The organism is Vannielia litorea, from assembly GCF_900142295.1.
In the GTDB taxonomy this organism is placed as follows: Bacteria; Pseudomonadota; Alphaproteobacteria; order Rhodobacterales; family Rhodobacteraceae; genus Vannielia; species Vannielia litorea.
In genome coordinates this window covers 454,844-477,878 of sequence record NZ_FSRL01000001.1, presented here as the reverse complement: position 1 = coordinate 477,878, position 23,035 = coordinate 454,844, and the positions used below count along the sequence as shown (strand labels likewise).

Genomic DNA, 23,035 nt, shown 5'->3' with positions numbered 1-23,035 from the left:
CGACCGGCGCACTGGCAGAGCCGTCGGTCGGTCGGTCGGTCGGTCGGTAAAAATTAGGTCCGCACCGCGGCCTGAACAGCCGCAAAGATATCTCCCATGTCACCGTCCTTCGCCAAGCCCTTCACAGGTCCGGCGATTTCGGCCTGAACGGCGGCCATGATATCGGCGGCTTGAGACGGGTCCTGCATGGCGGCAAGCGGGCTTTCCTTTTTCACGGGTTTGGGCCCGGCGACCTTTTCGGAAACACCCCGTCCCGCAAGCGGACGTTTGAGGCCGCCGCTATCGAGCGCGGCAAACTCGTCGATGCCCTCGCGCCGCGCGGAATAGACAGTGGTTTCATCCGAGCGCCGCCCAAGCGCCAAGACCTCTCTCATCAGGGACGTGCCGGCCGAACCATCGGCCATTTCAGGGCTGTAGGCCGGAATCACGATGAGCCCGGTTTCCTGTTCGAAACCGAATTCTGGCTTGTCGAGGGTGTCACCTGCGACCTCCTGGGCAACCGCATTGACGGGCTGGCCTGCTTTGCGCCTTACGGCGCGCCCACGGGAGAATCCGATCATTGCCAGCAAGACGGCGATGGTGCCGCCCATACCGAACAGCATCGGTTTCTCAACGTCCAGGCCCTGCGCGAGGTCTTGCGCCCGTCCGGCCCGAAACGGGGCTACAGCGAGAAAATCCTCGGCAATGGTCCGTCCGTTCTCGGCGAAAGCGTCGAGCACAAGCGGATGGTACCGACCGGCACGGGTCACTTGCCCTCCAAGAGAGATGTAGGGGCCGACGGCGCCCTCACCGTCGATCTGCGCGACAAGGCTGTTGACCTCGACATCCCCGATCGTGTCGCCGCCCTGCCCCTGATCGTAGAGAAGAACGCCGAGGGCGGGGCTGCCGGTATCGGTGGCAGTCTGGGCGTAGATCGGAATCATCACGCCAAGGTGTTCGCCGCCCGCATCGCCCGGTGCCAGCAGATCATACTGCATGCTGAGATCGAGTTGGCCCGTGACGTGCACCTCGCCAAGCGCGTGGATATCGGCGGCCGGGTCGAATGTTTCGATGGGCACGGCCTGTGGCTGCGGCGCGGCGGCCACCTCCTGGAGCATGCGGGTGGTCCGAAACTCCTCCCACAGCGTCCAGCCGCCAAGACCGAATGCGCCGACGCCTGCCAGCAGGAATGGCCAAGCCACGACGGCAAATATACGGTTCAGGCCACCCATGGATCGCCCCTTGCACTACCCCTCATTGTTGCCGGTTGTGATACAAACCTGTGGCGGCAATGGGGCGTGATGGCGAAAACTGCGGGGCGAAAGGGCACGACTTGCGCCGATCGCGCAGGTCAGGTCGGCAGGGCCGTGGTCTTGAACACGGTGCGCAGCGCAAAGCTCGACTGCATGCCCTGCACGCCCGGAAGACGGGCGAGATACTGGCGATGGAGGCGGGCAAAATCCTCCGTGTCTTCCGCCACCACCTTCAGAAGGTAGTCGGCCGCACCGCCGAGCAGATGGCACTCGAGGACGGCCGGCACCCGGGCAACGGCCTTTTCGAAGGCATCGAGAATGTCATCTGTCTGGCCGGCGAGCTTGATCTCGACGAAGACGGTGGTGGCGAGGCCGAGTTTTCGGGCATCGAGCAAGGCCACGTAGTCGCGGATCACGCTGTTCTTCTCGAGCCGCTGAACCCTGCGGTGACAGGCCGAGGGAGAGAGGTTGACCGCTTCGGCAAGCTCTGCCGAGGTCATGCGCCCGCGCCGCTGGAGCGCCGCAAGAATTCTGCGGTCGGTCTCGTCGATTTCCGTCTCCACGCAATATTCTCCCGCTGAATGGCTTGGGCACGCGATTGATCGCGCGTCACGCTGGCTGCGCGCCCGCGAAATGTCAAAGCGATTGCGAGGCCCCGATGGCAGACTGGGCGCAGGAAAGGGAGGTTTTTTCATGAAGATCGGATGCCCGAAGGAAGTGAAGGCACAGGAATTCCGCGTGGGGGTCACACCCGCCGCGGCGCAGGAGGCCGTGGCCAATGGCCACGAGGTGATCATGCAGGCGGGCGCCGGGGCCGGCGCGGGCTTTGCCGATGCCGATTACGAGGCCGCAGGTGCGCGGATTGCGCACACGGCGGAGGACGTGTTCTCCGAGGCCGAGATGGTGGTGAAGGTGAAGGAACCGCAGGCCGCCGAACGAAAGCTGCTGCGCGGGGGTCAGATTCTCTTCACATATCTGCACCTCGCGCCCGATCCGGACCAGACCAGGGACCTGCTGGAGAGCGGCGTGACTGCCATCGCCTATGAAACGGTCACCGACCGCGCTGGCGGCCTGCCCCTGCTCGCGCCGATGAGCGAAGTGGCAGGCAAGCTCGCACCGCAGGTGGGGGCCTGGGCCTTGCAGAAGGCCAATGGCGGGCGCGGCGTGCTGATGGGTGGCGTGCCCGGCGTGGGCCCGGCCGAAGTGGTGGTGATCGGCGGTGGAGTCGTCGGCACCCATGCCGCCCGCGTGGCCGCCGGAATGGGGGCGGATGTGGTGGTGCTGGACCGCTCGCTGCCCCGCCTGCGCTACCTCGACGATGCCTTCAGGGGCGAGTTCACCACCCGCTATGCGTCTGCCGCCACCACGGCAGACCTGGTCGCCCGCGCCGATATGGTGGTAGGCGCGGTGCTGATCCCTGGAGCGGCTGCACCCAAGCTGGTGAGCCGGGCGCAGCTTGGCAGCATGAAACCAGGCGCGGTTCTGGTGGACGTGGCGATCGACCAGGGCGGGTGTTTCGAGACGTCCAAGGCCACCACTCACGAAGACCCGATCTACGAGGTCGACGGGATCGTGCACTATTGCGTCGCCAACATGCCCGGCGCGGTGCCCCGAACCTCGACCATCGCCCTCGGCAACGCCACCTTGCCCTTCATCATCGCCCTGGCCAACAAGGGCTGGAAGGCCGCCTGCGAGTCGGATGAGCATCTGCTGGCGGGCCTCAATACCCATGCCGGGCGATTGACGAACTACGCGGTGGGTCGGGCGCTGGGAATCGACGTGCTGTCACCTTCGCTTGCTCTGAAGATATGACACGGCGGGCGGAGCGAGGCCCTAAAGCGACCTGCGAAATGCCCGGGGGCTCACGCCCGCCTCTCGGGTGAAGGCGCGCGAAAAATGCGCCGGGTCGGCATAGCCCAGGCGATAGGCCACCTGCTGCACCGGCAGGTTGGTATAGGTCAGCAGCCGCCGCGCCTCGCGGTGGCTGCGTGCGGCAATGAGGGCACGGACGGGCTGACCCGTGGCCTCGCGGGCGACGCGGCTCAGGTGCTGCGGGCTGACAGCCAGCGAATGGGCGAGTTCCGCCACGGTTGGCCGTCCGGCATGCCGCTCCTCGATCAGGGCCTCCAGACGCCGGAACATCGGATGGACGGCCCCGGCCCCCGCCCCGGCCCGGTCGGCCAGATGCCGGGCAACAAGGGCCAGCACTTGCCCGGCCTGCATGCGCAGCATCTGGGCCCGCGCGTAGCTGCGGCCTTCGTATTCCGCAAAGAGTGCGGCCATCGGACCGGCCAGCGCCCCTGCCCCCGGTTCGACGCGCGGGTGGCGCAGCACGGCCCACAGCCCCTCTGCGGGGCGCAGGATCTGGTCCACCAGATCTGCGGGAACGCTCAGAACCCAGCCTTCGGTACCCGGATCGAAGCGAAAGCCGTGCACGGCACCGGCGGGCAGGTTGACCAAGACCTCCGGTGCGAGGGCCTGCACCTGCTCTTCCATCCGCGCCTCGCCACCGCCTGAAGAGACAAGCAGAACCTGGTGCAAGCGGACATGGCGGTGCGCCGCGAGGTGCCAATCGTGCAAGACGGAGCGGGCCGCGATGGTTTCGCAATGCACCACATCGGCCAGTTCGGCGGTTTCTCCGAAGAGGTTGTAACTGCTGATCCCGGGAGATTGCTCCATGTTCGAAATATACATTTCTTCGCGCGTGCCGTCCATTCGGTGAGCTCGCAATTTGCGGCAAGATGCCCCTGAACAAGGGAGGACATTCCATGCGCACTCAGGTTGCCATCATCGGTGGCGGGCCTTCCGGCCTTCTGCTTTCGCAGCTTCTGCACACCAAGGGCATTGCCAGCGTGGTGCTCGAGCGCCGCTCGCGCGACTACGTGCTGAGCCGGATCCGCGCGGGCATTCTCGAGACCGGCTTCGTCAACCTGATGCGCGAGGCCGGTGTGGCGGAGCGGATGGACCGGGAGAGCTATGTCCACGACGGCACCGTGATCTCCTATGGAAACGAGGAGTTCGAGATCGACTTCAAGGCGCTGACCGGCACTTCCGTCATCGTCTACGGCCAGACCGAAGTTACCCGCGACCTCTACGACGCGGCCGAGGCCGACGAAGGGCGGGTGATCACCGAAGTTTCGGGCGTCATGCCCCACGACCTCGAGACCGACGCGCCCTATGTGACCTTCATGAAGGACGGCAAGGTGATCCGGCTCGACTGCGATTACGTGGCGGGCTGCGACGGCTTTCACGGGGTCTCGCGCCAGCAGATCCCCGAGGACAAGCGCCGCGAGTTTGAAAAGACCTACCCCTTCGGCTGGCTTGGCGTGCTGTCGGAAACGCCGCCGGTGCACGACGAGCTCATCTATGCGAATTCCGAGCGGGGGTTTGCCCTGTGCTCGATGCGCCACGCCAATCTCTCGCGCTACTACGTGCAGTGCCCGCTCGCCGACAAGCCCGAGGACTGGTCGGACGAGCGGTTCTGGCAGGAACTGAAACGGCGCATCCCGGCGCATCACGCCGAAAACCTCGTCACCGGGCCGTCGATCGAGAAATCCATCGCCCCGCTCCGGAGCTTCGTGTGCGAGCCGATGCGCTGGGGTCGCCTGTTTCTGTGCGGCGACGCGGCGCACATCGTACCGCCGACGGGCGCGAAGGGGCTCAACACCGCCGCCTCAGACGTGCATTACCTGTATCACGGTCTCGTCCAGTTCTACGAAGAGAAGGACAACGAGGGGCTCGACCGCTACTCGGAAAAGGCGCTGGCACGGATCTGGAAGGCCGAGCGGTTCAGCTGGTGGATGACCACGCTGCTGCATCGCTTTCCCGATCAAACCGACTTCGACCTGCGCATCCAGCGGGCAGATCTGGAGTTTCTGCGCTCGAACGAGGCGGCGCAACGGGTCCTCGCGGAAAACTACGTGGGCCTGCCCTACTGACAAATGCCTGAAATTCCGGCATCTGGCCGCTCCGGCGGCCCGGATTGCCGGGGTTGTCGATGGACATGGGCCATCGGTCGGCTACGCTGGGGTCGACAAGGGACAACTCGGGGCACCTCATGAGTGATCTGGCCACGATCTGGGACTGGCTCGGCTTTGCCGTGCGCTGGCTGCATGTCATCGCCGCGATCGCATGGATCGGCGACAGCTTCTATTTCATCGCACTCGACCTCGGCCTGCGCCCCTCGACGGACCGGCGAGAGGGTGTGGCGGGCGAGGAGTGGCAGGTGCATGGCGGCGGCTTCTACCAGATGAAGAAATTCACCGTCGCCCCGCGCGAATTGCCCGACCACCTCGTGTGGTTCAAGTGGCAGAGCTACACCACATGGCTTTCGGGCGCGGCACTCCTGGCCATCGTCTACTGGGTCGGCGCGGAACTCTATCTGATCGACGCAGCCAAGGCCGATTTGGCGCCGTGGCAGGCGATCCTGATCTCGGCTGGCTCACTGACGATCGGCTGGCTGGTCTACGATTTTCTATGCAAGAGCGGCATGGCCATGCGGCCGACCCTGCTGATGGTGCTGCTGTTCTGCCTGTTGATGGCGATGGGCTGGGGCTATTCCCAGATCTTCACCGGCCGCGCGATGATGCTGCACCTCGGTGCCTTCACCGCCACGATCATGACCGCCAACGTTTTCTTCATCATCATGCCCAACCAGCGCATCGTGGTGGCCGACCTCAAGGCGGGCCGCACGCCTGATGCCAAATACGGCAAGATCGCCAAGCTGCGCTCGACCCACAACAACTACCTCACCCTGCCGGTGCTGTTCCTGATGCTCTCCAACCACTACCCGCTGGCCTTTGCCACCGAGTATGCGTGGATCATCGCGGGGCTGGTCTTTCTGATGGGGGTCACGATCCGGCATTTCTTCAACACCAAGCACATGGGCAAGCCCTGGCCCTGGTGGACATGGGCCGTCACCGCAGGGCTCTTCGTGCTCGTCATGTGGCTTTCGACCGCGGGGCTCACGCACGACAGCCATGAAGAGGCGGAGGCAGCCGCCCTGACACCCCGGCAGGAGATCCTTGCGGCGGTGGAGGGCTTTGACGAGGTGGAGAGCATCGTTCTGGGCCGCTGCTCCATGTGCCATGCCCGCGAAACGGCCTACGAGGGCGTGCCCTATGCGCCCAAGCACATCCTGCTCGAAACCCGGCCCGACATTCTGCGCGCCGCGCGGCAGATCTACCTGCAAGCCGGCGTGAGCGAGGCGATGCCGCCGGCCAATGTGAGCTGGATGGAACCCGAGGAACGCGCGGCGATCCGGGCGTGGTACAGGGCGGGTATGGCAGGCCTTCCCCTGCCCTACCGGCTGGCCGAGGCCGCGGCGCAGTAGGCGCCTAGCCCTCCAGCCCATTCAGGATCGGACACTCCGGGCGGTGGTCGCCGGCACAGGCATGAACCAGTTCGGTCAGCGTGTCGCGCATAGCGCAGAGTTCGGCGATCTTGGCCTCGATCTTTGCAAGATGCTCCTGCGCGATCGCTTTCACGTCTGCCGAGGCGCGCCCGCTGTCTTCGTAGAGCGCGAGCAGAGTGCGGCAGTCCTCGATGGCGAATCCCAGCCCTCGGGCGCGGGCGAGGAAGTGCAGCTTGTGGACAAGGTTCTCCGAAAAGCTGCGATAGCCGTTGGCGTCGCGATGGGGAGAGATGAGGCCTATGTCCTCGTAGTAGCGGATGGTCTTTGCCGGCAGACCAGCGCGGGTGGCGGCTTGAGAGATGTTCATCGGGCGGCCCTCCTCAGGCGCAAGGCATTGGCGACCACCGCCAGGGACGAGAGCGCCATGGCGCCCGCGGCCAGCATCGGCGAGAGCTGCGGGCCGCCGAAGGGCACCAGCACCCCGGCGGCGACCGGGATCAGTAGGATGTTGTAGCCGAAGGCCCAGGCGAGGTTTTGGCGGATGTTGACCATGGCGCGACGCGAGATTTCGTGCGCGGCGGTCAGGCCGGAGAGACGGCCCGACAGCAGCACAACATCGGCGGCCTCCACGGCGACCTCGGTGCCGGTGCCGATCGCGAGGCCCACATCCGCCGCGGCGAGCGCGGGGGCGTCGTTGATGCCGTCACCGACAAAGCCGACCGGACCCACGGATTTGAGCGCTTCGATCCGCGCGAGCTTGTCGGCGGGCAGCAGGCCACCTTCGGGCGAGTCGATGGCGAGGTCGCGGGCCACGGCCTCGGCCACGCGCGGCGCATCGCCCGACAGCAGCGCAAGGGACACACCCTGGGCCTTGAGGGTTTGCAGGGCCGGAGCGGCATCGGGCTTGATCGGGTCGGAGACGGTGAAGAGCGCCGCGACGGTGCCGTCGACAGCAAGAAAGAAGGCGGTTTCTGCGCGGGTTTCTGCAGCATCCAGCGCTTCGGTGAGCACTGCGGGGATCGTGAGGCTCTCGGCCTCCATTGCCCGTTTGCCACCCACGATCAGGCGCTTTCCTTCCACGGTTGCGGCGAGCCCGTAACCCGGTTTGGCAGCTGCATCGCTGGCAGGCGACAGTTCGATGCCTTCCGCTTCGGCGGCGCTGACGAGCGCCTTGGCCAGCGGATGCTCGGAGCGGGCCTCGGCGGAGGCGGCGAGGCGGAGGGTCTCGTTTCGGTCGTCCCCGGCGGTCGTGACGGAGGTGAGCCGGGGGTGGCCCTCGGTGAGGGTGCCGGTCTTGTCGAAGGCCAGGGTCTTCACCGCGCCGAGCTGCTCCAGCGCAGCGCCCTGGCGGAAGATCACGCCAAGCTCGGCGGCGCGGCCGGTGGCGACAAGGATGGAGACCGGGGTGGCAAGGCCCATGGCACAGGGGCAGGCGATGATGAGCACCGAGACGCCCGCGACGAGGGCCTGGGAGATGTCGCCGGTCAGGGCGAGCCAGACCGCGACGGTGAGCGCGGCGATCACCAGCACGGCCGGGACGAAAACGGCGGTGACCTTGTCGATGATGCGCTGCACCGGCAGCTTGGTGGCCTGGGCCTGCTCGACCTGTGCGGCAATGCGGGCGAGCACCGTGTCGGCGCCGATGGCGGTGGCGCGGTAGGTGAGGGCGGTGGTGCCGTTGAGGGTGCCGCCGGTGAGCGGATCTCCGGGGGCCTTTTCGACGGGTGCGGATTCGCCGGTGACCATCGACTCGTCGAGCCAGCCCGAGCCCTCGGTCACAACCCCGTCGACGGCCACGCGGGCGCCGGGGGAGAGGTGCAGCACGTCGCCCGGCGCGATCTCGGAAACCGGTTTGTCCTGAATACCTTGCGAGGTTTCGACCGGCGCGGTCTTCGGGGTGAGCGCCATCAGGCCGCGCAGGGCGGCCCCGGCCTGGCCACGGGCGCGGGCCTCGAGCGTGCGGCCCAGCAGGATGAGCGTGACGATGACGGCGGCGGCCTCGAAGTAGACATGGTTGGCGCTGGCCGGCAGGAGGCCGGGGGCGAAGGTGGCGAAGGTCGAGTAGGCCCAGGCCGCCCCCGCGCCGAGGGCGACGAGGGCGTTCATCTCGGGCGCGCGGCGCAGCAGCGCCGGGATGCCGGAGGTGAAGAACAGCCGGCCCGGCCCGGCGAGCACCGCCGTGGTGAGCAGGAATTGCACGATGCGCCAAGGGGTTACGCCAAGCGTGGCCGTGACCCAGTGGTGCAGCGGCGGGTAGAGATGGCCGCCCATCTCGATCAGGAAGACCGGCGCGGTGAGCAGGGCCGCAACAAGCGTGCGGCGGGCCATGATACGCGTTTCATCGGTGGTGTCGGCGGGGCTGGCATCGTGATGGTGCGCATGCGCGGTGGCCGGGTAGCCCGCAGCTTTGCTCGCGTTTTCAAGCAGTTCGACCTTCGCCACCCCGTGGACCGTGGCGCGGCGGGTGGCGAGGTTGACGGTTGCGGAGGTCACGCCCGGAACCGCGCTGAGGGCCTTTTCGACCGTGCCGACGCAGGAGGCGCAATGCATGTTCTCGATGGTCAGCGTGACGCTCCCGGGGGCCTCTTGGCGCGGCTCATCGGCCGCCGGGGCGGCCTCATCGCCGGGCTCTTCGGCGGGGGCGGGGCCCGTGTCGCCGCGCGCCTCGGGTGTTGCGGGATAGCCCGCCTCTGTCACCGCAGCAGCGAGCGCCTCGGGAGAAATCTTCGAAGGATCATAGAGGGTTATGGCCTCTCCCGAGGTGCGGGTGACGGTGGCTGACTGCACGCCGGGCGTGGCGAGAAGGGCCGCCTCCACGCGGGCGCTGCACTTGCCGCAGGTCATGCCGGACACGGTCAGGCGGGCGTTGGCTACGGGGGTGTCTCGCATGGGTCTGGCTCCGGGGCGTGGGTGGTCCGGTGCCTTACATGGGGGTTCCAGTCACGGGAAGGTCAATAGGTCGGAGAGAAAAACTGCCTCAGCTGCCCCGGTAGGTGGAATAGCTGTAGGGCGAGAGCAGCAGCGGAACGTGGTAGTGGCTCTCTTCGGTCATGGTGAAGCGGATCGGCACCTCGTTGAGAAAGAGCGTGTCTTCGTCGCCCTGCATGGTGGCGCGCAGATAGTGCCCGGCGTGGAAGAGCAGCTCGTATGTGCCCGTCTTGAAGGCTTCTTTCGGCAGGATCGGCTCGTCGGTGCGGCCATCCTCGTTGGTGACGGCCTGGGCGATGCCCTCGCGGGTGCCATCTTCGCCGATGCGGAAGAGCATGATCACCAAGCCTTCGGCGGGGAGGCCGCGGGCAGTGTCGAGCACATGGGTGGTGAGGTATCCCGCCATGGGTGACTCCTTTCGGGGTTGCGCTGGGCAAGCCTAGCAGGGGAACGGCGGGAAATAACCCTTCAATCCCGCGGGTCGCCACGGTTTACTCGGGCCAGGACTGGCAGGGAGACTGGCCGGAATGGCGGATCGGATCATTGCGAAACCTCTTGATTCCAAAGCGTTTGGCGCTTTCGGAGACGTGATCGAAGCTGAGGGTAGCCCGGACAGGTTAATAAACGCAGGGCTTTGCGGGCGTTTTCATGACCGGGCGCGGCTCGACTTTGGCGACGGGCGGGCGGGGCTTTCGCTGTTCGATGCGGAGGCGCGGCACTGGCCGCTCCGGGTGGACCTCGTGGAGCGGCATCCGGAGGGCAGCCAGGCGTTCATGCCGGTGTCGGGGGCGCGGATGATCGTGGTGGTGGCCGAGGATGACGGCGGAAAACCCGTGAATTATCAGGCCTTTGTCAGCCAGCCGGGCCAAGTGGTGAACCTGCTTCGGAATGTATGGCACGGGGTGCTGGCGCCCCTGGGAGAGCGCGGGCAGTTTGCCGTACTGGACCGGATCGGAGCGGGGGCGAACCTCGAGGAATATCCTTTGACTCCGCCGCTTTGGGTGGATCCGGCGGAGGGACTCTGAGCCGCTTCAATCTGTGCGATTTTGCAGAGCGAAGCGGACAGAGCCGAAGTTAACGACAAATACTTCAGATACAGAATCCATACACAACCCATGCACAACCCATGCATACGTCAAATGACATGCAGGGCAGGTGTTAACGGACCGTGACGGTGGGCCGAACCGGCCTCGAGGATCAGCCCCGTGCCGCCATCCGCTCGGCCATGTCGAGCATCCGGGCCGAAAAGCCCCACTCGTTGTCATACCAGCCGAAGACGCGGGTCAGCCCTCCGGCGACCGAGGTTTCGCGCGGGGCGAGAATCAGGCTCTCGGGGCGGGCGCGCAGGTCGGAGGAGACGAGCGGCTGATCGGTGATGCCGATGATCGGGCCACGGGCGGCGGCGAGGACGGCGTTGACCGCCTCGGCGGACGTCGCCTCGCGGGTACTCACGGTCAGGTCGATGGCCGAGACGGAGGCGGTGGGCACGCGCAGCGCGCGGGCCTCGATGCGGCCGGCGAGCGCGGGCAGCACCCTGTCGATCAGCCGGGCGGCGGAGGTGGTGGTGGGCACCATCGAGAGCGCGGCGGCGCGGGAGCGTTCGGGCGCCTTGCGCGGCGCATCCACGGTGGGCTGGGCGCCGGTGTAGCAATGGACGGTGGTCATCTGCCCGGCCTCGACGCCGAAGGCATCGTCGAGCAGCTTGAGGAGCGGCGCGAGGGCATTGGTGGTGCAGGAGGCGTTGGAGACGATGCGCTGGCCGTCGAGCGCCGCGTCGTTTGCGCCCAGGACCACGGTGATATCGGCCTCGTCGGAGGGGCCCGACACGAGCACGGACCCTGCCCCCGCCGCCAGGCCGCGCTCGGCAACCGAGCGCTTTCCGGCCAGCCCGGTACATTCGAGCACCACGTCGACGCCGGAGAGATCGAGCGTGGAGAGATCGGGCGTGGCGGTGAAGCGGATCGGCGTGCCGCCGACGATGAGCTGCTCGGGGCCGGTGGTCACCTCGCCGGGCCAGGGGCCGAAGACGCTATCATAGGCGAAGAGGTAGGCGCAGGTGTCGAGCGGCTCGATGTCGTTGATCAGCGCGAGGGTGACCTCGGGCCGGGAGGCGAGGATCTGTCGGAGCACGGTGCGACCGATACGGCCGAAGCCGTTGATGGCGATGGTGGGCATGGGGCACTCCGACTCGGGGGCAGGTTTGGCCGGAGGCTGCGACGGGCCGCCGCCGGGAGCAACCCCTGCCCTGCCAGGCGGCGTGGAGCCGGACCTTGAGCAAGGCCTGCCCGGCGTGGGTGACCTCGCCCAGGGGCGCGGCCCCGATGCGGCGGAGTGCCGGGAGGATGCGGCGGGAGGGGGCGATCTGCGGAAGGCCGGCGCAAGTGGCGGGCATGGCGCAGCCCGTTGTGGGTGTGGCGATGCCAGGCGGGAGCTGCGCGACCGGGCAAGCCCGGACGGGCGGGAAGGCGGCGCTGTGATGGGCGACGCGCGGGGTTGCAGGGGTGGGGCGAATCGTAATAATCAAAGTTACGATTAAGCGGAGGCGCGGATGAAACGCGACAGCAGGCTCTCGATGGTGCTCCACGCGCTGTTGCACATGGCCGAGCACAAGGGGCCGATGAGCTCGGAGGTGCTGGCCCGGTGCATGCGCACCAACCCGGTGGTGGTGCGGCGCGTGATGGGACTCTTGCGCGAGGCCGGGTTGGTGCGGGCGACGCGCGGCGCGGCGGGCGGATGGGAGCTTGCGGTGGCACTGGAGCGTGTCACCCTGCGGCAGCTGCACGAGGCGCTGGGGGAGCCCACAGTCTTTGCCATTGGCCACAAGAACGAGGCGCCGGGCTGCCTTGTGGAGCAGGCGGTGAACGCGGTGATGGACGATGCCTTTGCCGCCGCCGAGGCACTGCTGCTGGAGCGGTTTGCCGCCGTCACGCTGGCCGATCTGGCCGCAGAGTTCAGCGCCCGGTTCGCGGCGCACAGGTCCGGCGCGAAGGCCGGGATAGCGAGAGGATAACCCCATGACATTCGACGTGATCGTGATCGGCGGTGGCCCCGCCGGGCAATCTGCTGCGCTTCAGCTCCTGCGGGCGCGGCGCTCTGTGGCGGTGGTGGATGCGGGGCATCCGCGCAATGCGCGGGCCGCCCATGCGCAGGGGTTCTTCACCCGCGACGGCACGCCGCCTGCGAGCCTGCTGGAGATTTCTCGGGCGCAGCTGGAGAAATACGGCACGCTGGAGTGGGTCGAGGGCGAGGCGGTGGGGGCTCGGGGCGGGATCGACGCCTTCGAGGTGGAGCTGGCTGGGGGGCGGGGGCTGGCGGGGCGGCGGCTGGTGCTGGCCACCGGCGTGCGGGACGATCTGCCGGAGGTCGAGGGGTTGGAGCCGCTCTGGGGGCGGCAGGTGTTTCACTGCCCCTATTGCCATGGCTACGAGCTGGGGCAAGGCGACATCGGGGTGATCGGCAACTCGGAGATGGTAGTGCACATGGCGGAGCTGATCACCGAGTGGGGGGAGGTAACGTTCTTGCCCTTCGGGTTTGTGCCCGCGCCGGAGCAGGTGGCGGCGATGGAGGCGCGGGGCGTGCGGGTGGAGGAGGCGGCGCTGGTGCGGCTGGAGGCCGGGCCGGTGGCGCATCTGGCTGACGGGCGCGCGCTGAAATTCGACGGGCTCTTTGCCGCGAGCCGGGTCTGGCCCGCCTCGCCGATTGCCGAGGCTTTGGGCTGCCGGGTGGAGGAGACGCCGATGGGCGGGATGGTGGCGGTGGATGCGATGGGCGCGACCAGTGTGGCCGGGGTGTTCAGCTGCGGCGACGCGGCGAAACAGCCGCATTCGATTGCCCTGGCCGTGGGGCAAGGCGCCTTTGCCGGGGCGGCGGTGCACCGGAGCCTGGTGTTCTGAGCCGCGCGCGCCGCCCTAGGGGTGGCGCGGAAGCGGGGCGTGGCGGTTCACGTCCTTGTAGAGCAGGTAGCGGAACTGCTCGGGGCCGCCGGCGTAGCAGGCCTGCGGGCAGAAGGCGCGGAGCCACATGTAATCGCCCGGCCCGACCTCGACCCAATCGGTGTTGAGCCGGTAGGCGCCCTTGCCCTGCAGCACGTAGAGCCCGTGCTCCATGACGTGGGTTTCGAGGAAGGGGATGCAGAGGCCCGGGTCGAGGGTGACGATGGTGATGTGGAAATCGAAGGCCATGTCGGCCGGGTCCATGAAGCGCGTGGTGCCCCAGAGGCCGCCCTCGGCGGGCATCGCCACGGGCGCGATCTCGGCGTCGTTGCGGTGGAAGAAGGCGGGCGGCGTGAGGCCCGGCGCGGGCTGGTAGCGCTTGCGGAACCAGTGAAACACCGCCGCATCCTCGCCCTCGGCGGTGAGGCTCCAGGGTGCCGAGGGGGGCAGGTAGGTGAAGCTGCCCGGGGTCAGCAGGTGGGTTTCGCCGCCGATGTCGAGCCGCGCCGCGCCGTGGGTGAGAAAGAGCGCCGATTGCACCCCTTCCTCGCCCTCGTCCCGGTCGGTGCCGCCGCCGGGCGCGACCTCGGCGACATAATGCGAGAAGGTCTCGGCAAAGCCCGAAAGCGGGCGGGCCAGCACCCAGAAGCGGGCCTCGCGCCAGCCGGGCAGAAAGGAGGTGACGATATCGCGCTGCACGCTCGCCGGGATCACCGCGTAGGCGGTGGTGAAGGTGGCGGAGGAGGAGAGCTTGTCGGTCTGGGGCGGCATGCCGCCGGGCGGGCGGGCGTAGGTGGGGCTGGTCATGGGCGGTCTTTCGTGAACTGCGCCTCTGGTAGCACCGGGCGGGGCGGGCTGGGAAGCCCCCTGCCCCGCGTCAGCCGATGGTGCGGGCGCGGGCGGTGGCTGCGGCGAGGCCTTGGGCGATGAGCTCGGCCACGGGCGATGCGCGCAGCGCCTCGAGGCCGGCGGCGGTGGTGCCGGCATAGTCGACCATCTCCTGAACGTGCTCGGCGGGCGCGGGGCCGCTGGCCATCATCTGCCCTGCGGCGAGGAAGAGCTGGCGGGTGGCGGCGAGGGCGGTTTCGGGCGCGATGCCCTCGGCCTCGGCGTAGCGCTGCACCGCCTCGGCGAAGAAGGCGACGAAGCCGGGCACAGGGCCGGTGATGGCGGTGAAGACGTTTATCTGGGCCTCGGAGGGCAGCTCGGCGGTGGTGCCCAGCGCCGAGAAGAGCGCGCTGGCCAAGGCCCTGTCGTCCGCCGTGGCGCCGGGGGCGGCGGTGAAGGGGGAGAAGGCCAGGCCATCGCCCGCGGCGGGGGAGGACATGGCGCGGATCACGCGCGTGCTGCCGGTGAGCTCGGTGAGGCGGGCCAGCGTGACACCGGCCATGGTGGAGAGCACCGGCTTGGCAGTGGTGATCCCGAGGCGGGGCGCGGCGGCCGGCGGGACGCAGAGCAGGAGCGCATCGGCCTCCGCCGCGGCCTGCGCGGGCGTGGTGGTGCGACAGGGCAGGCCATGGGGCGGGGTGCCACTGGTGTTGGCGAGGATCAGGCGCTCGGGCGGGAGGGCGCCGGAGGCAATGAGCCCGCGGGCGATCTCGCGGCCCAGCATGCCGGTGCCGATGAGGGCGAGGGTCGTGATAGGCAGGGTCATGGCGCGCTCCTTCAAAGGGCGGATCATGAGCCCTGCGCCATTGCGAGGAAAGGCCCTATGGCCTTGATGAGCGTCGCCGGAGCGGGCTCATCCACCCTTCGAGGCGTCTTTGCCCGAGGTCAGACCGAGACCTCGGCCATCAGCGCGCTCTTCTCGATCTCGCCACGGGCGCCGGAGGCCCGCACCTCGCCGCGCCGCAGCACCACGAAACGGTCGGCGAGCGTGTAGGCAAACTCGAAATACTGCTCGACGAGGATGATCGCCATGTCGCCCCGGTCGCGCAGGTATTCGATCACCCGGCCGATCTGCTGGATGATGTTGGGCTGGATGCCCTCAGTGGGTTCGTCGAGCAGCAGGAGCCTGGGCTTGGTCATCATTGCGCGGGCGATGGCGAGCTGCTGCTGCTGTCCGCCGGAGAGGTCGCCGCCGCGCCGGTGGAGGAACTCCTTGAGGATCGGGAAGAGCTCGAAGACCTCACCGGGGATCTCGTGCTCCGACCTGGGCAGGCAGGCGTAGGCGGTCTCGAGGTTTTCCTTCACCGTCAGGAGCGGAAAGATGTCGCGGCCCTGGGGCACATAGGCCAGCCCGCGTTGGGCCATTTCATGTGCGGGGAGCTTGCCGATCTGCTGCCCGTCGAAGATGACCTGGCCGCCGGAGCGGGCGTGGGTGCCGCTGATCGCCTTCATCAGGGAGGTCTTGCCGACGCCGTTGGTGCCCATGACGCAGGTCACCTCGCCCAGCCGCGCCTCCATGGAGATGCCGTGCAGGATCTGGGAGTGACCGTAGTGCAGTGTCAGCCCGTCGAGCGAGAGCATGGTGGGTTTTGCTGTATCAGCGGCCAAGATACACCTCGATGACTTGCGGGTTGGAGGTGACGTGGTCGAGCGAGCCTTCGGCCAGCACGGAGCCCTCGTGCAGCACGGTCACCTTGCAGTCGAGCCGGCGGACGAACTCCATGTCGTGCTCCACCACCACCACGGCGCGGGTCTTGGCCGCCTCCTTGAGGATGTCGGTGGTGTGCTCGCGTTCGGCGAGGGTCATGCCGGCCGCGGGCTCGTCGACCAGCAGGAGGCGGGGCTCCTGGGCGAGCAGCATGCCGATCTCGAGCCACTGTTTCTGCCCGTGCGAGAGCTCGCCCGCGGTGCGGTCGAGCGCGTCGGCCAGGCCGATCTCGGAGGCGAGTTCGACCACGCGGTTCTCGTCGGCCCGGGTAGGCTTCCAGAACAGCACCGAGGACCAGCCACGCTTGTTTTTCAGCGCCATGGTGAGGTTGTCGCGCACCGACTGGTCTTCGAACACGGTGGGCTTCTGGAACTTCCGGCCGATGCCGGCCTGGGCGATCTTCGCCTCGTTCATGCCGATGAGGTTGCGGCTCATCTCGCCCCAGATCACCTTGCCCTCGTCGGGGCGGGTCTTGCCGGTGACGATATCCATGAAGGTGGTCTTGCCGGCGCCGTTGGGGCCGATGATGGCGCGCAGCTCGGCCTCGCCGATGTTGAACGACAGGTTCCGGATCGCCTTGTAGCCGTCGAAGGTGACGGAGATGCCGTTGACTTCCAGCAGGGTGCTCATTGGCCGGGGCCCTCCTTTTCGCGCAGGCTGCCCTGGTCGGGGCCGTAGTCTGCCCCGTGGCGGTTGGCGGGAAGGCGGTGGGCCACGAGGTCGAAGAGGCCGCCGATGCCCTTGGGGGCGAAGAGGGTGACCAGCACGAAGGTGAGGCCCAGCAGCACCGTCCACCAGTCGACCCAGGCGATGGTGTAGAAGCCGAGCGGAATGTCGGGAGCCTGGCCGCCGGTGAAGAAGGTGGAGACGAGCGACACCAGCGCCGCGCCGATGACCGCGCCGTAGAGGCGGCCCCTGCCCCCGATGGCGACCCAGACGGCGAGGTAGATCGAGGCGATCGGTGCGATCTCGGCCGGGTTGATGATGCCCGCCTGCGGGTAGTAGAGCGCGCCCGCGACGCCCGCGATGCAGGCGGTGAGGGTGAACATGGCGAGCTTGTAGGTTTCGACCGAGTAGCCCAGGAAACGCACGCGGGCCTCGTTGTCGCGGATGCCGCGAATGACCGAGCCGAACTTGCCGGAGACCACGAAGGCGGCGAGCAGGTAGCCAAGCCCCAGCGCCAGCGCCGAGGCCCAGAGGAACCAGACCGAGACCACGTCCTGCGAGGCGGAGACGCCGGGCAGGTTTTGCAGGCCCGAGAGGCCGTTGTTGCCGCGCAGCCCGCTGTCGTTCTGGAAGAGGTAGAGCGCGAGGGCGAGGGTCATGGCTTGCGTGAGGATCGAGAGATACACGCCGGTTACGCGGGAGCGGAAGGCGAGCCAGCCGAAGACCAGCGCGAGCAGGCCCGGCACCGCGACCACGAGGATGAGTTGCAGCGTGAGCGAGTGGGCGAAGGACCAGATGAGCGGAAACTCGGAGGAGCCCACCACGCCGAAGATCTGGGTGCCGATGGCGTCGACCACCTCTTGCGGGGTGGGCGGGATGGTTTGCGCGGCCATGCTCTCGGTCACGATCAGGCGGGTGCGCTCGTACATCAGCCACATCCCCACCATGTAGCCGCCGATCCCGAAGAAGGCGAAGTGGCCGAGCGAGAGGATGCCGCAGTAGCCCCAGATCAGGTCCATCGCCACGGCGACGAGGCAGAGGCAGAGGGTCTTGCCGAGGGTCTTGACGAAGGAGGTGGAGATCAGGCCGAGGCCGAAGCCTTCGGAGGCCACGGTGACGGCGAGGGTGAAGATGCCGAGGCAGGCGAGGAAGACAAGGATGGAGGGGTTACGGGCGATGAAGGAGCGGTTCATTGGGTGGCCCTCCGGGTGAGATTGCAGAGCGAGGCCAGCGCCCGCACCGCACGGGGCGCAGTGCCACCAGCGATGGCTTCGCCGTCGCGCGATCCGGTGCCGGTCAGCAGAAGATCGACGAAGCGCCCGCCCCGTCGTGCTGAAACCACGCCTTCGGCGTGACGGGGGGCGGTGCCGGCGCAGGCCGCCGTTGGCGGCCGGGTGCTCCGCTGGGTCGATGCGCCATTTCCGGTACGGAGGGTCAACCCAAACATGCTCAATCCCCCGCCGCGCGGCCCTTGAGGGCGATGATGCCTCTCGGGCGGAACTGGATGAAGATGATGATGAAGATGATCATGTAGGTCTGGGCCGCGAGGGTGTTGGAGGGGTTGAGCCATTCGATGCCCTTTTGCAGCGAGCCGATCATGGTGGCGCCCAGCAGCGTTCCCCAGATGTTGCCCACCCCGCCGACCACAACGGTCATGAAGCTCTGCACGATGTAATCGGAGCCCAGTTCGGAGGTCACCTTGGCGTAGAGGCCGATGGCCACGCCCGCGATGCCGGCGATGCCCGATCCGAGGCCGAAGGTGAGCATGTTCACCCGGCCGGGGTTGATGCCCATGGAGGCGGCCATGCGGGGATTCTGGGTGACGGCGCGGGTCTCCAGCCCCAGCCGCGTCTTCTTCATCAGGAAGAGGAAGAAGCAGAGGAACACCAGCGCCAGAACGAAGATGGCCACGCGGATGTTGGAGATGGCGACGATCTCGTTGATCTGCCATTGGCCGTCGAGCCAGGAGGGCGCGGTGAGCGGACGGGCTTGGGTGCCGAAGATGTTCTTGGCCAGCTGTTGCAGGGCGATGGAGATGCCGAAGGTGGCCAGGAGCGTTTCGAGCGGACGGTTGTAGAGCCAGCGGATCACCAGCCGCTCCATCGCCACGCCCGCGGCGAAGGTGACGGCGAAGGCGAGCGGGATGGCGACGAGGATCGAGACGGTGTGGTTGGGGATCACCTGCTGCACGACGTAGCCGGTGTAGGCGCCCATCATGATGAACTCGCCGTGCGCCATGTTGATGACCCCCATCACCCCGAAGGTGATGGCGAGCCCGATGGCGGCAAGAAAGTAGATGGAGGCGAGCGAGAGCGCGTCGAGCCCGAGGTCGAGGGTGGTGTTGAGGCCCACCTTGCTGTCGATCGCGCGGAGCGCGTCGCGGGCGGCCTCGGTGACGGGCGCGGAGGGCTCGGCGTAGTCTTCGTAGAAGGTGTAGCCGGCGAGTGCGGCGTCGATCTCCTGCTCGGTGGGCGCGGGCGCCACGGCACCGGCGGCCTCGAGCGCCTCATAGGCGCGTTCGCGGGCGGCGACGGTGTTCAGCTCAGAGAGCGGCACGCCCCCCACGGCGCCGCCCGACACGTTGGCCTGAAGGGCTGCGCGGCGGTCGGCGGGGGAGATGCGGGCGGGCAGGCCCGCCTCGGCGGCGATGAGGTCGTAGGCGGCCTCGCGCGGCAGCGCCTCGGAGCCTGCGCGGAGGGTGCGGGCGACGTTGGCGGAGGCGGGCGGGGTGTCGCCCGGCGCGAGCTTCAGCGTGGTGGCGACCAGCGGGTTGAGGGTGGCGCGGGTGTCGACGCCGAGATCGCCCGCCATGCTCTCGATGGCGGCGATGCGGGCCTCGTCGCTCGCGCCGTAGGAGATGGTGAGCAGGGTGAGGAGACGCTGCTTTTGCGCCTTGAGCTCCGGGTCCGGCTCGTCGTCGATGGATGCGGCGAGCGGCTCCAGATGCGCGCGGTCGGGGGTGCGGGCGATGGCGGTGAGGGCATCCTGCCTGCGGGCGGCGTTGTCATCGAGCAGCTGGAAGCGCACCAGGGCGGAGGCGATGAGGCCGCGCACGCCGGAGTTGGGCTTGAGGTTCGAGGCGGCGTCGGAGGCTGCGGGCGGAAGCTCCTCGCCGCTGTCGAAATCGGTGAGGATCACGGTTCGATCCGGGCCCGGCTTGCCGGCGAAGAACCAGCCGTCGGCCTCGCGCTGATACATGCTGCGGGCCTCCCAGGACTGGAGCACCTGCTGCATGCCGTCGAGCTCGGAGGCGGCCAGCGCGTCGATCACCGGCTGGATCGTGCGGCGCGAGGGCTTGGCGATGTCGGCGGCGTGCTCCTGGAGCAGCGCCTGGATCGGGCCGGGTGCCTCCTGGGCGGCGAGCGGCGCGGCCGACGTGAGGGCGCAGAGGAGCGCCAGAGCCTGCAAGGCCTTGAACATCATTGGAATTCCCACCGCGCGATTATCCCCTGGGGCCGGTGAGGGCCGCCTGGGCCGCCCTCGCCGATGGCGTTCCGGGCGGCGCAGAATCCCGCGCCGCCCGGTCGAGGCCGGAGCCTCAGTAGTTGCTTTCGATCTGCACGCAGGTGGAGGTCTGGGTATTGTACATGCCGCACTGGAGATCTTTCCAGTCGGACTCCAGCACCGCGCTCTCGGGCAGGAAGTCGGTCCAGGCATCGCCGGGGACCGGGTCGGTCTCGGAGATGATGTCGAACTGGCCGTCGGCCCGGATCTCGCCGATCAGCACCGGCTTGGAGAGGTGGTGGTTCACGCCCATCACGGCGGTGCCGCCGGTCAGGTTGGGGAACTCCTGGCCCCACATCGCCTCGCGCACGGCGTCGACCTCGGTGGTGCCGGCGGCGGTGGCCGCGTTCACCCACATGTTGAAGCCGATGTAGTGGGCCTCCATCGGGTCGTTGGTGACGCGATCGGTGGAGCCGATGAACTCGTGCCACTTGGCGATGAACTCGGCGTTGGCCTCGGTGTCGGCGGACATGAAGTAGTTCCAGGCGGCGAGGTGGCCGACGAGGTTGGAGGTGTCGAGGCCCGCAAGCTCTTCCTCACCCACGGAGAAGGCCACCACGGGGATATCCTCGGCCGAGACGCCCTGCGCGGCCAGCTCCTTGTAGAAGCCGATGTTGGCGTCACCGTTGATGGTGGAGATCACGCCGACCTTCTTGCCGTCGGCGCCCAGCGCCACCACGTCGGACACGATCTTGGACCAGTCGGAATGGCCGAAGGGGGTGTAGTTGACGAAGATGTCCTCGGCGGCGATGCCCTTGGACTTCAGGTAGCTCTCGAGGATGTTGTTGGTGGTGCGCGGGTAGACGTAGTCGGTGCCCAGCAGCGCGAACTTCTCCACGCCGAGTTCGTCAAGGAAGTAATCGGTGGCCGGAATGGCCTGCTGGTTGGGGGCGGCGCCGGTGTAGAAGACGTTCTTGGAGGACTCCTCGCCCTCGTATTGCACCGGATAGAACAAAAGGCCGTTCAGCTCTTCGATCACCGGCAGGACGGATTTGCGGCTCACGGAGGTCCAGTTGCCGAAGATCACATCGACCTCGTGGACGGTCAGCAGCTCGCGGGCCTTTTCGGCGAAGAGCGGCCAGTCGGAGGCGGGGTCGACGACCACGGCCTCGAGCTCGCAGCCGAGCAGGCCGCCGGCGGCGTTCTGGTCGGCGACGAGCATTTCCATCGTCTCCTTCAGCGTGGTCTCGGAGATCGCCATGGTGCCCGAGAGCGAGTGCAGCACGCCGACCTTGATCGGGCAGTCCTGGGCCAGCGCGGCGCCGGCGGTGAGGCCGAGTGCCAGCGCGGAGGCGGCGGTTGTCTTGAATACGGTCATATCATCCCTCCGTTCGACGCGTGCGGGCTTGGCCTTTGGCAGCACCCGGGCACACAGCGAAACAAGTTCCTGTTGCTGATGGCGCGGCGGCTTGATCCGGGTCCCCGTCGGCGGCTGCCACGCACCCGGGCTGCGGGAAGATCCACCGCGCCGGGCGTGGTCATGCTTTGAATCGAGGCGGGGACCGCGCAATTTTGGCGGTGCAGAAAAAGGTGCTGCGGCGCAAAATGATGCAATTCCGGGCATCCTCCGCAGTTGGCGCACAATAATTGGGCGCAAGGATTGACGCAGGGAGAGGTTCGGCGCTCCCATATGGTCAGCCAACGGGCCGCATGGTCAAAACGAGGGCAGAACGAATGCCGGGGGATGCCATCACAATCGGGACCGACATGAGCACGCTGCGCAGGGCGCAGCCGAGAGCCGAGGGCGCGGCGCGGGTTTCGGCGCGCACGGGCGGGCGGATCGGGGCGCTGCGCATGTCGGGCGCGCTGAAGCTTCTGTTTCCGCGCAGCCGCGGCACGGTGCAGGCGATGGTGGTGAACTCGGCGGGCGGGATCACCGGGGGCGACCGCTTTCGGCTCGAGGCCGAGGCCGAGGCGGGCGCGGCGCTCAGCGTGACGACCCAGGCCTGCGAGCGGGCCTACCGGGCGCAGCCGGGCGAGGTGGGCGAGATTGCCGTGCGGTTGAAGGCGGGGGCGGGCGCGGTGCTGCACTGGCTGCCGCAGGAGACGATCCTGTTTCAGGCCTGCGCCCTGCGCCGCCGGTTGAGGGTGGAACTGGAGGACGATGCGCGGCTGCTCCTGTGCGAGCCGGTGGTCTTTGGCCGGACGGCGATGGGCGAGGTGCTCACCGAGGGCTTGTTCAGCGACCGGGTGGAGATTTTTCGAGAGGATGAGCGGCTTTTCACTGATGCCACCCGGCTCGAAGGCGATATCGCGGCGCAGCTCGCGGGCCCGGCGACCGGTGCGGGCAGCCGGGCGATGGCGCTGGTGGTGCATGTCGGCGGGGATGCCGAGCACCAGAGGGACGCGCTGCGCGCCGCCCTCCCCGAGAGCGCGCTGGCGGGCGCCTCGCTGATCGCCCAAGATGTGATGGTGGCCCGATTCCTTGCCCCCGACGGCTTTGCCCTGCGCCAACTGCTGATGCCCGCGCTGGACCGGCTCTCGGGCAATACCCTTCCACGATCCTGGAGGCTTTGAACCCATGCAACTCACCCCCCGCGAAAAGGACAAGCTCCTCATCGCCATGGCCGCCGAGGTGGCCCGCAAGCGGCTCGCGCGCGGCGTCAAGCTGAACCATCCCGAGGCGATCGCGTTGATCACCGACGCCGTGGTGGAAGGCGCGCGCGACGGGCGCTCGGTGGCCGACATGATGGAGGCCGGGGCGCAGGTGATTACCGCCGATCAATGCATGGAGGGGATCGCCGAGATGATCCACGAGGTGCAGGTGGAGGCGACCTTTCCGGACGGCACCAAGCTGGTGACCGTGCACAACCCCATTCGCTGA

The 23,035-nt window shown here is 67.9% G+C and carries 23 protein-coding genes; 8 read left to right on the top strand and 15 right to left on the bottom strand.

Going from position 1 to position 23,035, the window contains the following annotated elements; genetic code table 11:
- Window positions 1-53: 53 nt before the first annotated feature.
- Entirely contained in the window at window positions 54-1,211 is a 1,158-nt protein-coding gene (locus BUR94_RS02425; RefSeq protein ID WP_139301206.1) for a hypothetical protein, read from the bottom strand.
- 119 nt (window positions 1,212-1,330) lie between these two features.
- Window positions 1,331-1,795 (bottom strand): Lrp/AsnC family transcriptional regulator, encoded by a 465-nt coding sequence (locus BUR94_RS02420; protein ID WP_281249191.1) that lies wholly within the window; start codon window positions 1,793-1,795, stop codon window positions 1,331-1,333.
- Window positions 1,796-1,925: 130 nt separating this feature from the next.
- Here BUR94_RS02420 and ald point away from each other — a divergent pair, with 130 nt between their 5' ends.
- A complete protein-coding gene (gene ald / locus BUR94_RS02415; protein ID WP_074254673.1) occupies window positions 1,926-3,044 on the top strand; it encodes an alanine dehydrogenase in 1,119 nt (372 codons plus the stop codon).
- Between the two features lie 21 nt (window positions 3,045-3,065).
- Here the strand turns inward: ald and BUR94_RS02410 are convergent, their stop codons facing one another.
- Window positions 3,066-3,926 carry a helix-turn-helix domain-containing protein gene (locus BUR94_RS02410; protein WP_245794339.1) on the bottom strand — a complete coding sequence of 287 codons (861 nt, stop codon included), beginning with the start codon at window positions 3,924-3,926 and terminating at the stop codon, window positions 3,066-3,068.
- A gap of 74 nt (window positions 3,927-4,000) precedes the next feature.
- Between BUR94_RS02410 and pobA the strand changes: the two genes are divergently transcribed.
- Together pobA and BUR94_RS02400 are read left to right on the top strand one after the other, a co-directional pair.
- Window positions 4,001-5,170, top strand: a complete 1,170-nt coding sequence (gene pobA / locus BUR94_RS02405; RefSeq protein ID WP_074254671.1) for a 4-hydroxybenzoate 3-monooxygenase — start codon at window positions 4,001-4,003, stop codon at window positions 5,168-5,170.
- 119 nt (window positions 5,171-5,289) lie between these two features.
- The gene (locus BUR94_RS02400; RefSeq protein ID WP_074254670.1) at window positions 5,290-6,564 is read left to right on the top strand and encodes a urate hydroxylase PuuD; all 1,275 of its coding nucleotides are present in this window, start codon (window positions 5,290-5,292) and stop codon (window positions 6,562-6,564) included.
- A gap of 4 nt (window positions 6,565-6,568) precedes the next feature.
- Here BUR94_RS02400 and cueR read toward each other — a convergent pair whose 3' ends face one another.
- The 3 genes from cueR to uraH form a co-directional block, all read right to left on the bottom strand.
- Complete coding sequence (gene cueR, locus BUR94_RS02395; protein WP_074254669.1) at window positions 6,569-6,952, bottom strand: Cu(I)-responsive transcriptional regulator; 384 nt, start codon at window positions 6,950-6,952, stop codon at window positions 6,569-6,571.
- Window positions 6,949-9,474, bottom strand: coding sequence for a heavy metal translocating P-type ATPase (locus tag BUR94_RS02390; protein WP_074254668.1), 2,526 nt, complete (start codon window positions 9,472-9,474; stop codon window positions 6,949-6,951). The genes cueR and BUR94_RS02390 overlap by 4 nt, the downstream gene beginning before the upstream one ends.
- Before the next feature lie 88 nt (window positions 9,475-9,562).
- Window positions 9,563-9,919 (bottom strand): hydroxyisourate hydrolase, encoded by a 357-nt coding sequence (uraH, locus tag BUR94_RS02385; RefSeq protein WP_074254667.1) that lies wholly within the window; start codon window positions 9,917-9,919, stop codon window positions 9,563-9,565.
- Between the two features lie 121 nt (window positions 9,920-10,040).
- Between uraH and BUR94_RS02380 the strand changes: the two genes are divergently transcribed.
- Entirely contained in the window at window positions 10,041-10,538 is a 498-nt protein-coding gene (locus BUR94_RS02380; RefSeq protein WP_074254666.1) for an ureidoglycolate lyase, read from the top strand.
- 172 nt (window positions 10,539-10,710) lie between these two features.
- Here BUR94_RS02380 and BUR94_RS02375 read toward each other — a convergent pair whose 3' ends face one another.
- Window positions 10,711-11,688 (bottom strand): type I glyceraldehyde-3-phosphate dehydrogenase, encoded by a 978-nt coding sequence (locus BUR94_RS02375; protein WP_074254665.1) that lies wholly within the window; start codon window positions 11,686-11,688, stop codon window positions 10,711-10,713.
- Window positions 11,689-12,061: 373 nt separating this feature from the next.
- Here BUR94_RS02375 and BUR94_RS02370 point away from each other — a divergent pair, with 373 nt between their 5' ends.
- Together BUR94_RS02370 and BUR94_RS02365 are read left to right on the top strand one after the other, a co-directional pair.
- The gene (locus BUR94_RS02370; protein WP_074254664.1) at window positions 12,062-12,523 is read left to right on the top strand and encodes an Rrf2 family transcriptional regulator; all 462 of its coding nucleotides are present in this window, start codon (window positions 12,062-12,064) and stop codon (window positions 12,521-12,523) included.
- Between the two features lie 4 nt (window positions 12,524-12,527).
- Window positions 12,528-13,406: an NAD(P)/FAD-dependent oxidoreductase gene (locus BUR94_RS02365; protein ID WP_074254663.1), complete on the top strand. Its 879-nt coding sequence runs from the start codon at window positions 12,528-12,530 to the stop codon at window positions 13,404-13,406.
- Between the two features lie 15 nt (window positions 13,407-13,421).
- On the opposite strand, the gene BUR94_RS02360 is transcribed toward BUR94_RS02365, so the two are convergent.
- The 8 genes from BUR94_RS02360 to urtA all read right to left on the bottom strand — a co-directional run bounded on the left by BUR94_RS02360 (window position 13,422) and on the right by urtA (window position 21,529).
- Window positions 13,422-14,252, bottom strand: a complete 831-nt coding sequence (locus tag BUR94_RS02360; protein ID WP_074254662.1) for a bifunctional allantoicase/(S)-ureidoglycine aminohydrolase — start codon at window positions 14,250-14,252, stop codon at window positions 13,422-13,424.
- A 70-nt stretch (window positions 14,253-14,322) separates the two neighbouring features.
- A complete protein-coding gene (locus BUR94_RS02355) occupies window positions 14,323-15,099 on the bottom strand; it encodes a pyrroline-5-carboxylate reductase family protein (RefSeq protein ID WP_074254661.1) in 777 nt (258 codons plus the stop codon).
- Window positions 15,100-15,218: 119 nt separating this feature from the next.
- A complete protein-coding gene (gene urtE / locus BUR94_RS02350) occupies window positions 15,219-15,914 on the bottom strand; it encodes an urea ABC transporter ATP-binding subunit UrtE (protein WP_074254660.1) in 696 nt (231 codons plus the stop codon).
- A gap of 16 nt (window positions 15,915-15,930) precedes the next feature.
- Window positions 15,931-16,671 (bottom strand): urea ABC transporter ATP-binding protein UrtD, encoded by a 741-nt coding sequence (urtD, locus tag BUR94_RS02345; protein ID WP_074254659.1) that lies wholly within the window; start codon window positions 16,669-16,671, stop codon window positions 15,931-15,933.
- Window positions 16,668-17,900 carry an urea ABC transporter permease subunit UrtC gene (gene urtC / locus BUR94_RS02340; protein WP_074254658.1) on the bottom strand — a complete coding sequence of 411 codons (1,233 nt, stop codon included), beginning with the start codon at window positions 17,898-17,900 and terminating at the stop codon, window positions 16,668-16,670. The genes urtD and urtC overlap by 4 nt, the downstream gene beginning before the upstream one ends.
- On the bottom strand, window positions 17,897-18,049 hold the full coding sequence (locus BUR94_RS20595; RefSeq protein ID WP_175570413.1) for a hypothetical protein: 153 nt from the start codon (window positions 18,047-18,049) through the stop codon (window positions 17,897-17,899). Before BUR94_RS20595 ends, urtC begins: the two co-directional genes overlap by 4 nt.
- A gap of 107 nt (window positions 18,050-18,156) precedes the next feature.
- Window positions 18,157-20,130 (bottom strand): urea ABC transporter permease subunit UrtB, encoded by a 1,974-nt coding sequence (gene urtB, locus BUR94_RS02335; RefSeq protein ID WP_074254657.1) that lies wholly within the window; start codon window positions 20,128-20,130, stop codon window positions 18,157-18,159.
- Between the two features lie 115 nt (window positions 20,131-20,245).
- Window positions 20,246-21,529 (bottom strand): urea ABC transporter substrate-binding protein, encoded by a 1,284-nt coding sequence (gene urtA / locus BUR94_RS02330; RefSeq protein WP_074254656.1) that lies wholly within the window; start codon window positions 21,527-21,529, stop codon window positions 20,246-20,248.
- Between the two features lie 389 nt (window positions 21,530-21,918).
- Here urtA and BUR94_RS02325 point away from each other — a divergent pair, with 389 nt between their 5' ends.
- Together BUR94_RS02325 and BUR94_RS02320 are read left to right on the top strand one after the other, a co-directional pair.
- On the top strand, window positions 21,919-22,728 hold the full coding sequence (locus BUR94_RS02325; protein ID WP_074257538.1) for an urease accessory protein UreD: 810 nt from the start codon (window positions 21,919-21,921) through the stop codon (window positions 22,726-22,728).
- A gap of 4 nt (window positions 22,729-22,732) precedes the next feature.
- Entirely contained in the window at window positions 22,733-23,035 is a 303-nt protein-coding gene (locus BUR94_RS02320) for an urease subunit gamma (RefSeq protein ID WP_074254655.1), read from the top strand.

Excerpts from the sequence above, each read along its gene's own strand:
- BUR94_RS02365 (WP_074254663.1), top strand. The coding sequence starts at position 12,528 with ATGACATTCGACGTGATCGTGATCGGCGGTGGCCCCGCCGGGCAATCT.
- BUR94_RS02355 (WP_074254661.1), bottom strand. The coding sequence starts at position 15,099 with ATGACCCTGCCTATCACGACCCTCGCCCTCATCGGCACCGGCATGCTG.
- BUR94_RS02425 (WP_139301206.1), bottom strand. The coding sequence starts at position 1,211 with ATGGGTGGCCTGAACCGTATATTTGCCGTCGTGGCTTGGCCATTCCTG.
- BUR94_RS02380 (WP_074254666.1), top strand. The coding sequence starts at position 10,041 with ATGGCGGATCGGATCATTGCGAAACCTCTTGATTCCAAAGCGTTTGGC.
- BUR94_RS02320 (WP_074254655.1), top strand. The coding sequence starts at position 22,733 with ATGCAACTCACCCCCCGCGAAAAGGACAAGCTCCTCATCGCCATGGCC.
- BUR94_RS02325 (WP_074257538.1), top strand. The coding sequence starts at position 21,919 with ATGAGCACGCTGCGCAGGGCGCAGCCGAGAGCCGAGGGCGCGGCGCGG.
- urtC (WP_074254658.1), bottom strand. The coding sequence starts at position 17,900 with ATGAACCGCTCCTTCATCGCCCGTAACCCCTCCATCCTTGTCTTCCTC.
- BUR94_RS02370 (WP_074254664.1), top strand. The coding sequence starts at position 12,062 with ATGAAACGCGACAGCAGGCTCTCGATGGTGCTCCACGCGCTGTTGCAC.
- ald (WP_074254673.1), top strand. The coding sequence starts at position 1,926 with ATGAAGATCGGATGCCCGAAGGAAGTGAAGGCACAGGAATTCCGCGTG.
- urtD (WP_074254659.1), bottom strand. The coding sequence starts at position 16,671 with ATGAGCACCCTGCTGGAAGTCAACGGCATCTCCGTCACCTTCGACGGC.
- pobA (WP_074254671.1), top strand. The coding sequence starts at position 4,001 with ATGCGCACTCAGGTTGCCATCATCGGTGGCGGGCCTTCCGGCCTTCTG.
- BUR94_RS02410 (WP_245794339.1), bottom strand. The coding sequence starts at position 3,926 with ATGTATATTTCGAACATGGAGCAATCTCCCGGGATCAGCAGTTACAAC.
- uraH (WP_074254667.1), bottom strand. The coding sequence starts at position 9,919 with ATGGCGGGATACCTCACCACCCATGTGCTCGACACTGCCCGCGGCCTC.
- BUR94_RS02360 (WP_074254662.1), bottom strand. The coding sequence starts at position 14,252 with ATGACCAGCCCCACCTACGCCCGCCCGCCCGGCGGCATGCCGCCCCAG.
- cueR (WP_074254669.1), bottom strand. The coding sequence starts at position 6,952 with ATGAACATCTCTCAAGCCGCCACCCGCGCTGGTCTGCCGGCAAAGACC.
- urtE (WP_074254660.1), bottom strand. The coding sequence starts at position 15,914 with ATGCTCTCGCTCGACGGGCTGACACTGCACTACGGTCACTCCCAGATC.
- urtB (WP_074254657.1), bottom strand. The coding sequence starts at position 20,130 with ATGATGTTCAAGGCCTTGCAGGCTCTGGCGCTCCTCTGCGCCCTCACG.
- BUR94_RS02375 (WP_074254665.1), bottom strand. The coding sequence starts at position 11,688 with ATGCCCACCATCGCCATCAACGGCTTCGGCCGTATCGGTCGCACCGTG.
- BUR94_RS02400 (WP_074254670.1), top strand. The coding sequence starts at position 5,290 with ATGAGTGATCTGGCCACGATCTGGGACTGGCTCGGCTTTGCCGTGCGC.
- BUR94_RS02390 (WP_074254668.1), bottom strand. The coding sequence starts at position 9,474 with ATGCGAGACACCCCCGTAGCCAACGCCCGCCTGACCGTGTCCGGCATG.
- urtA (WP_074254656.1), bottom strand. The coding sequence starts at position 21,529 with ATGACCGTATTCAAGACAACCGCCGCCTCCGCGCTGGCACTCGGCCTC.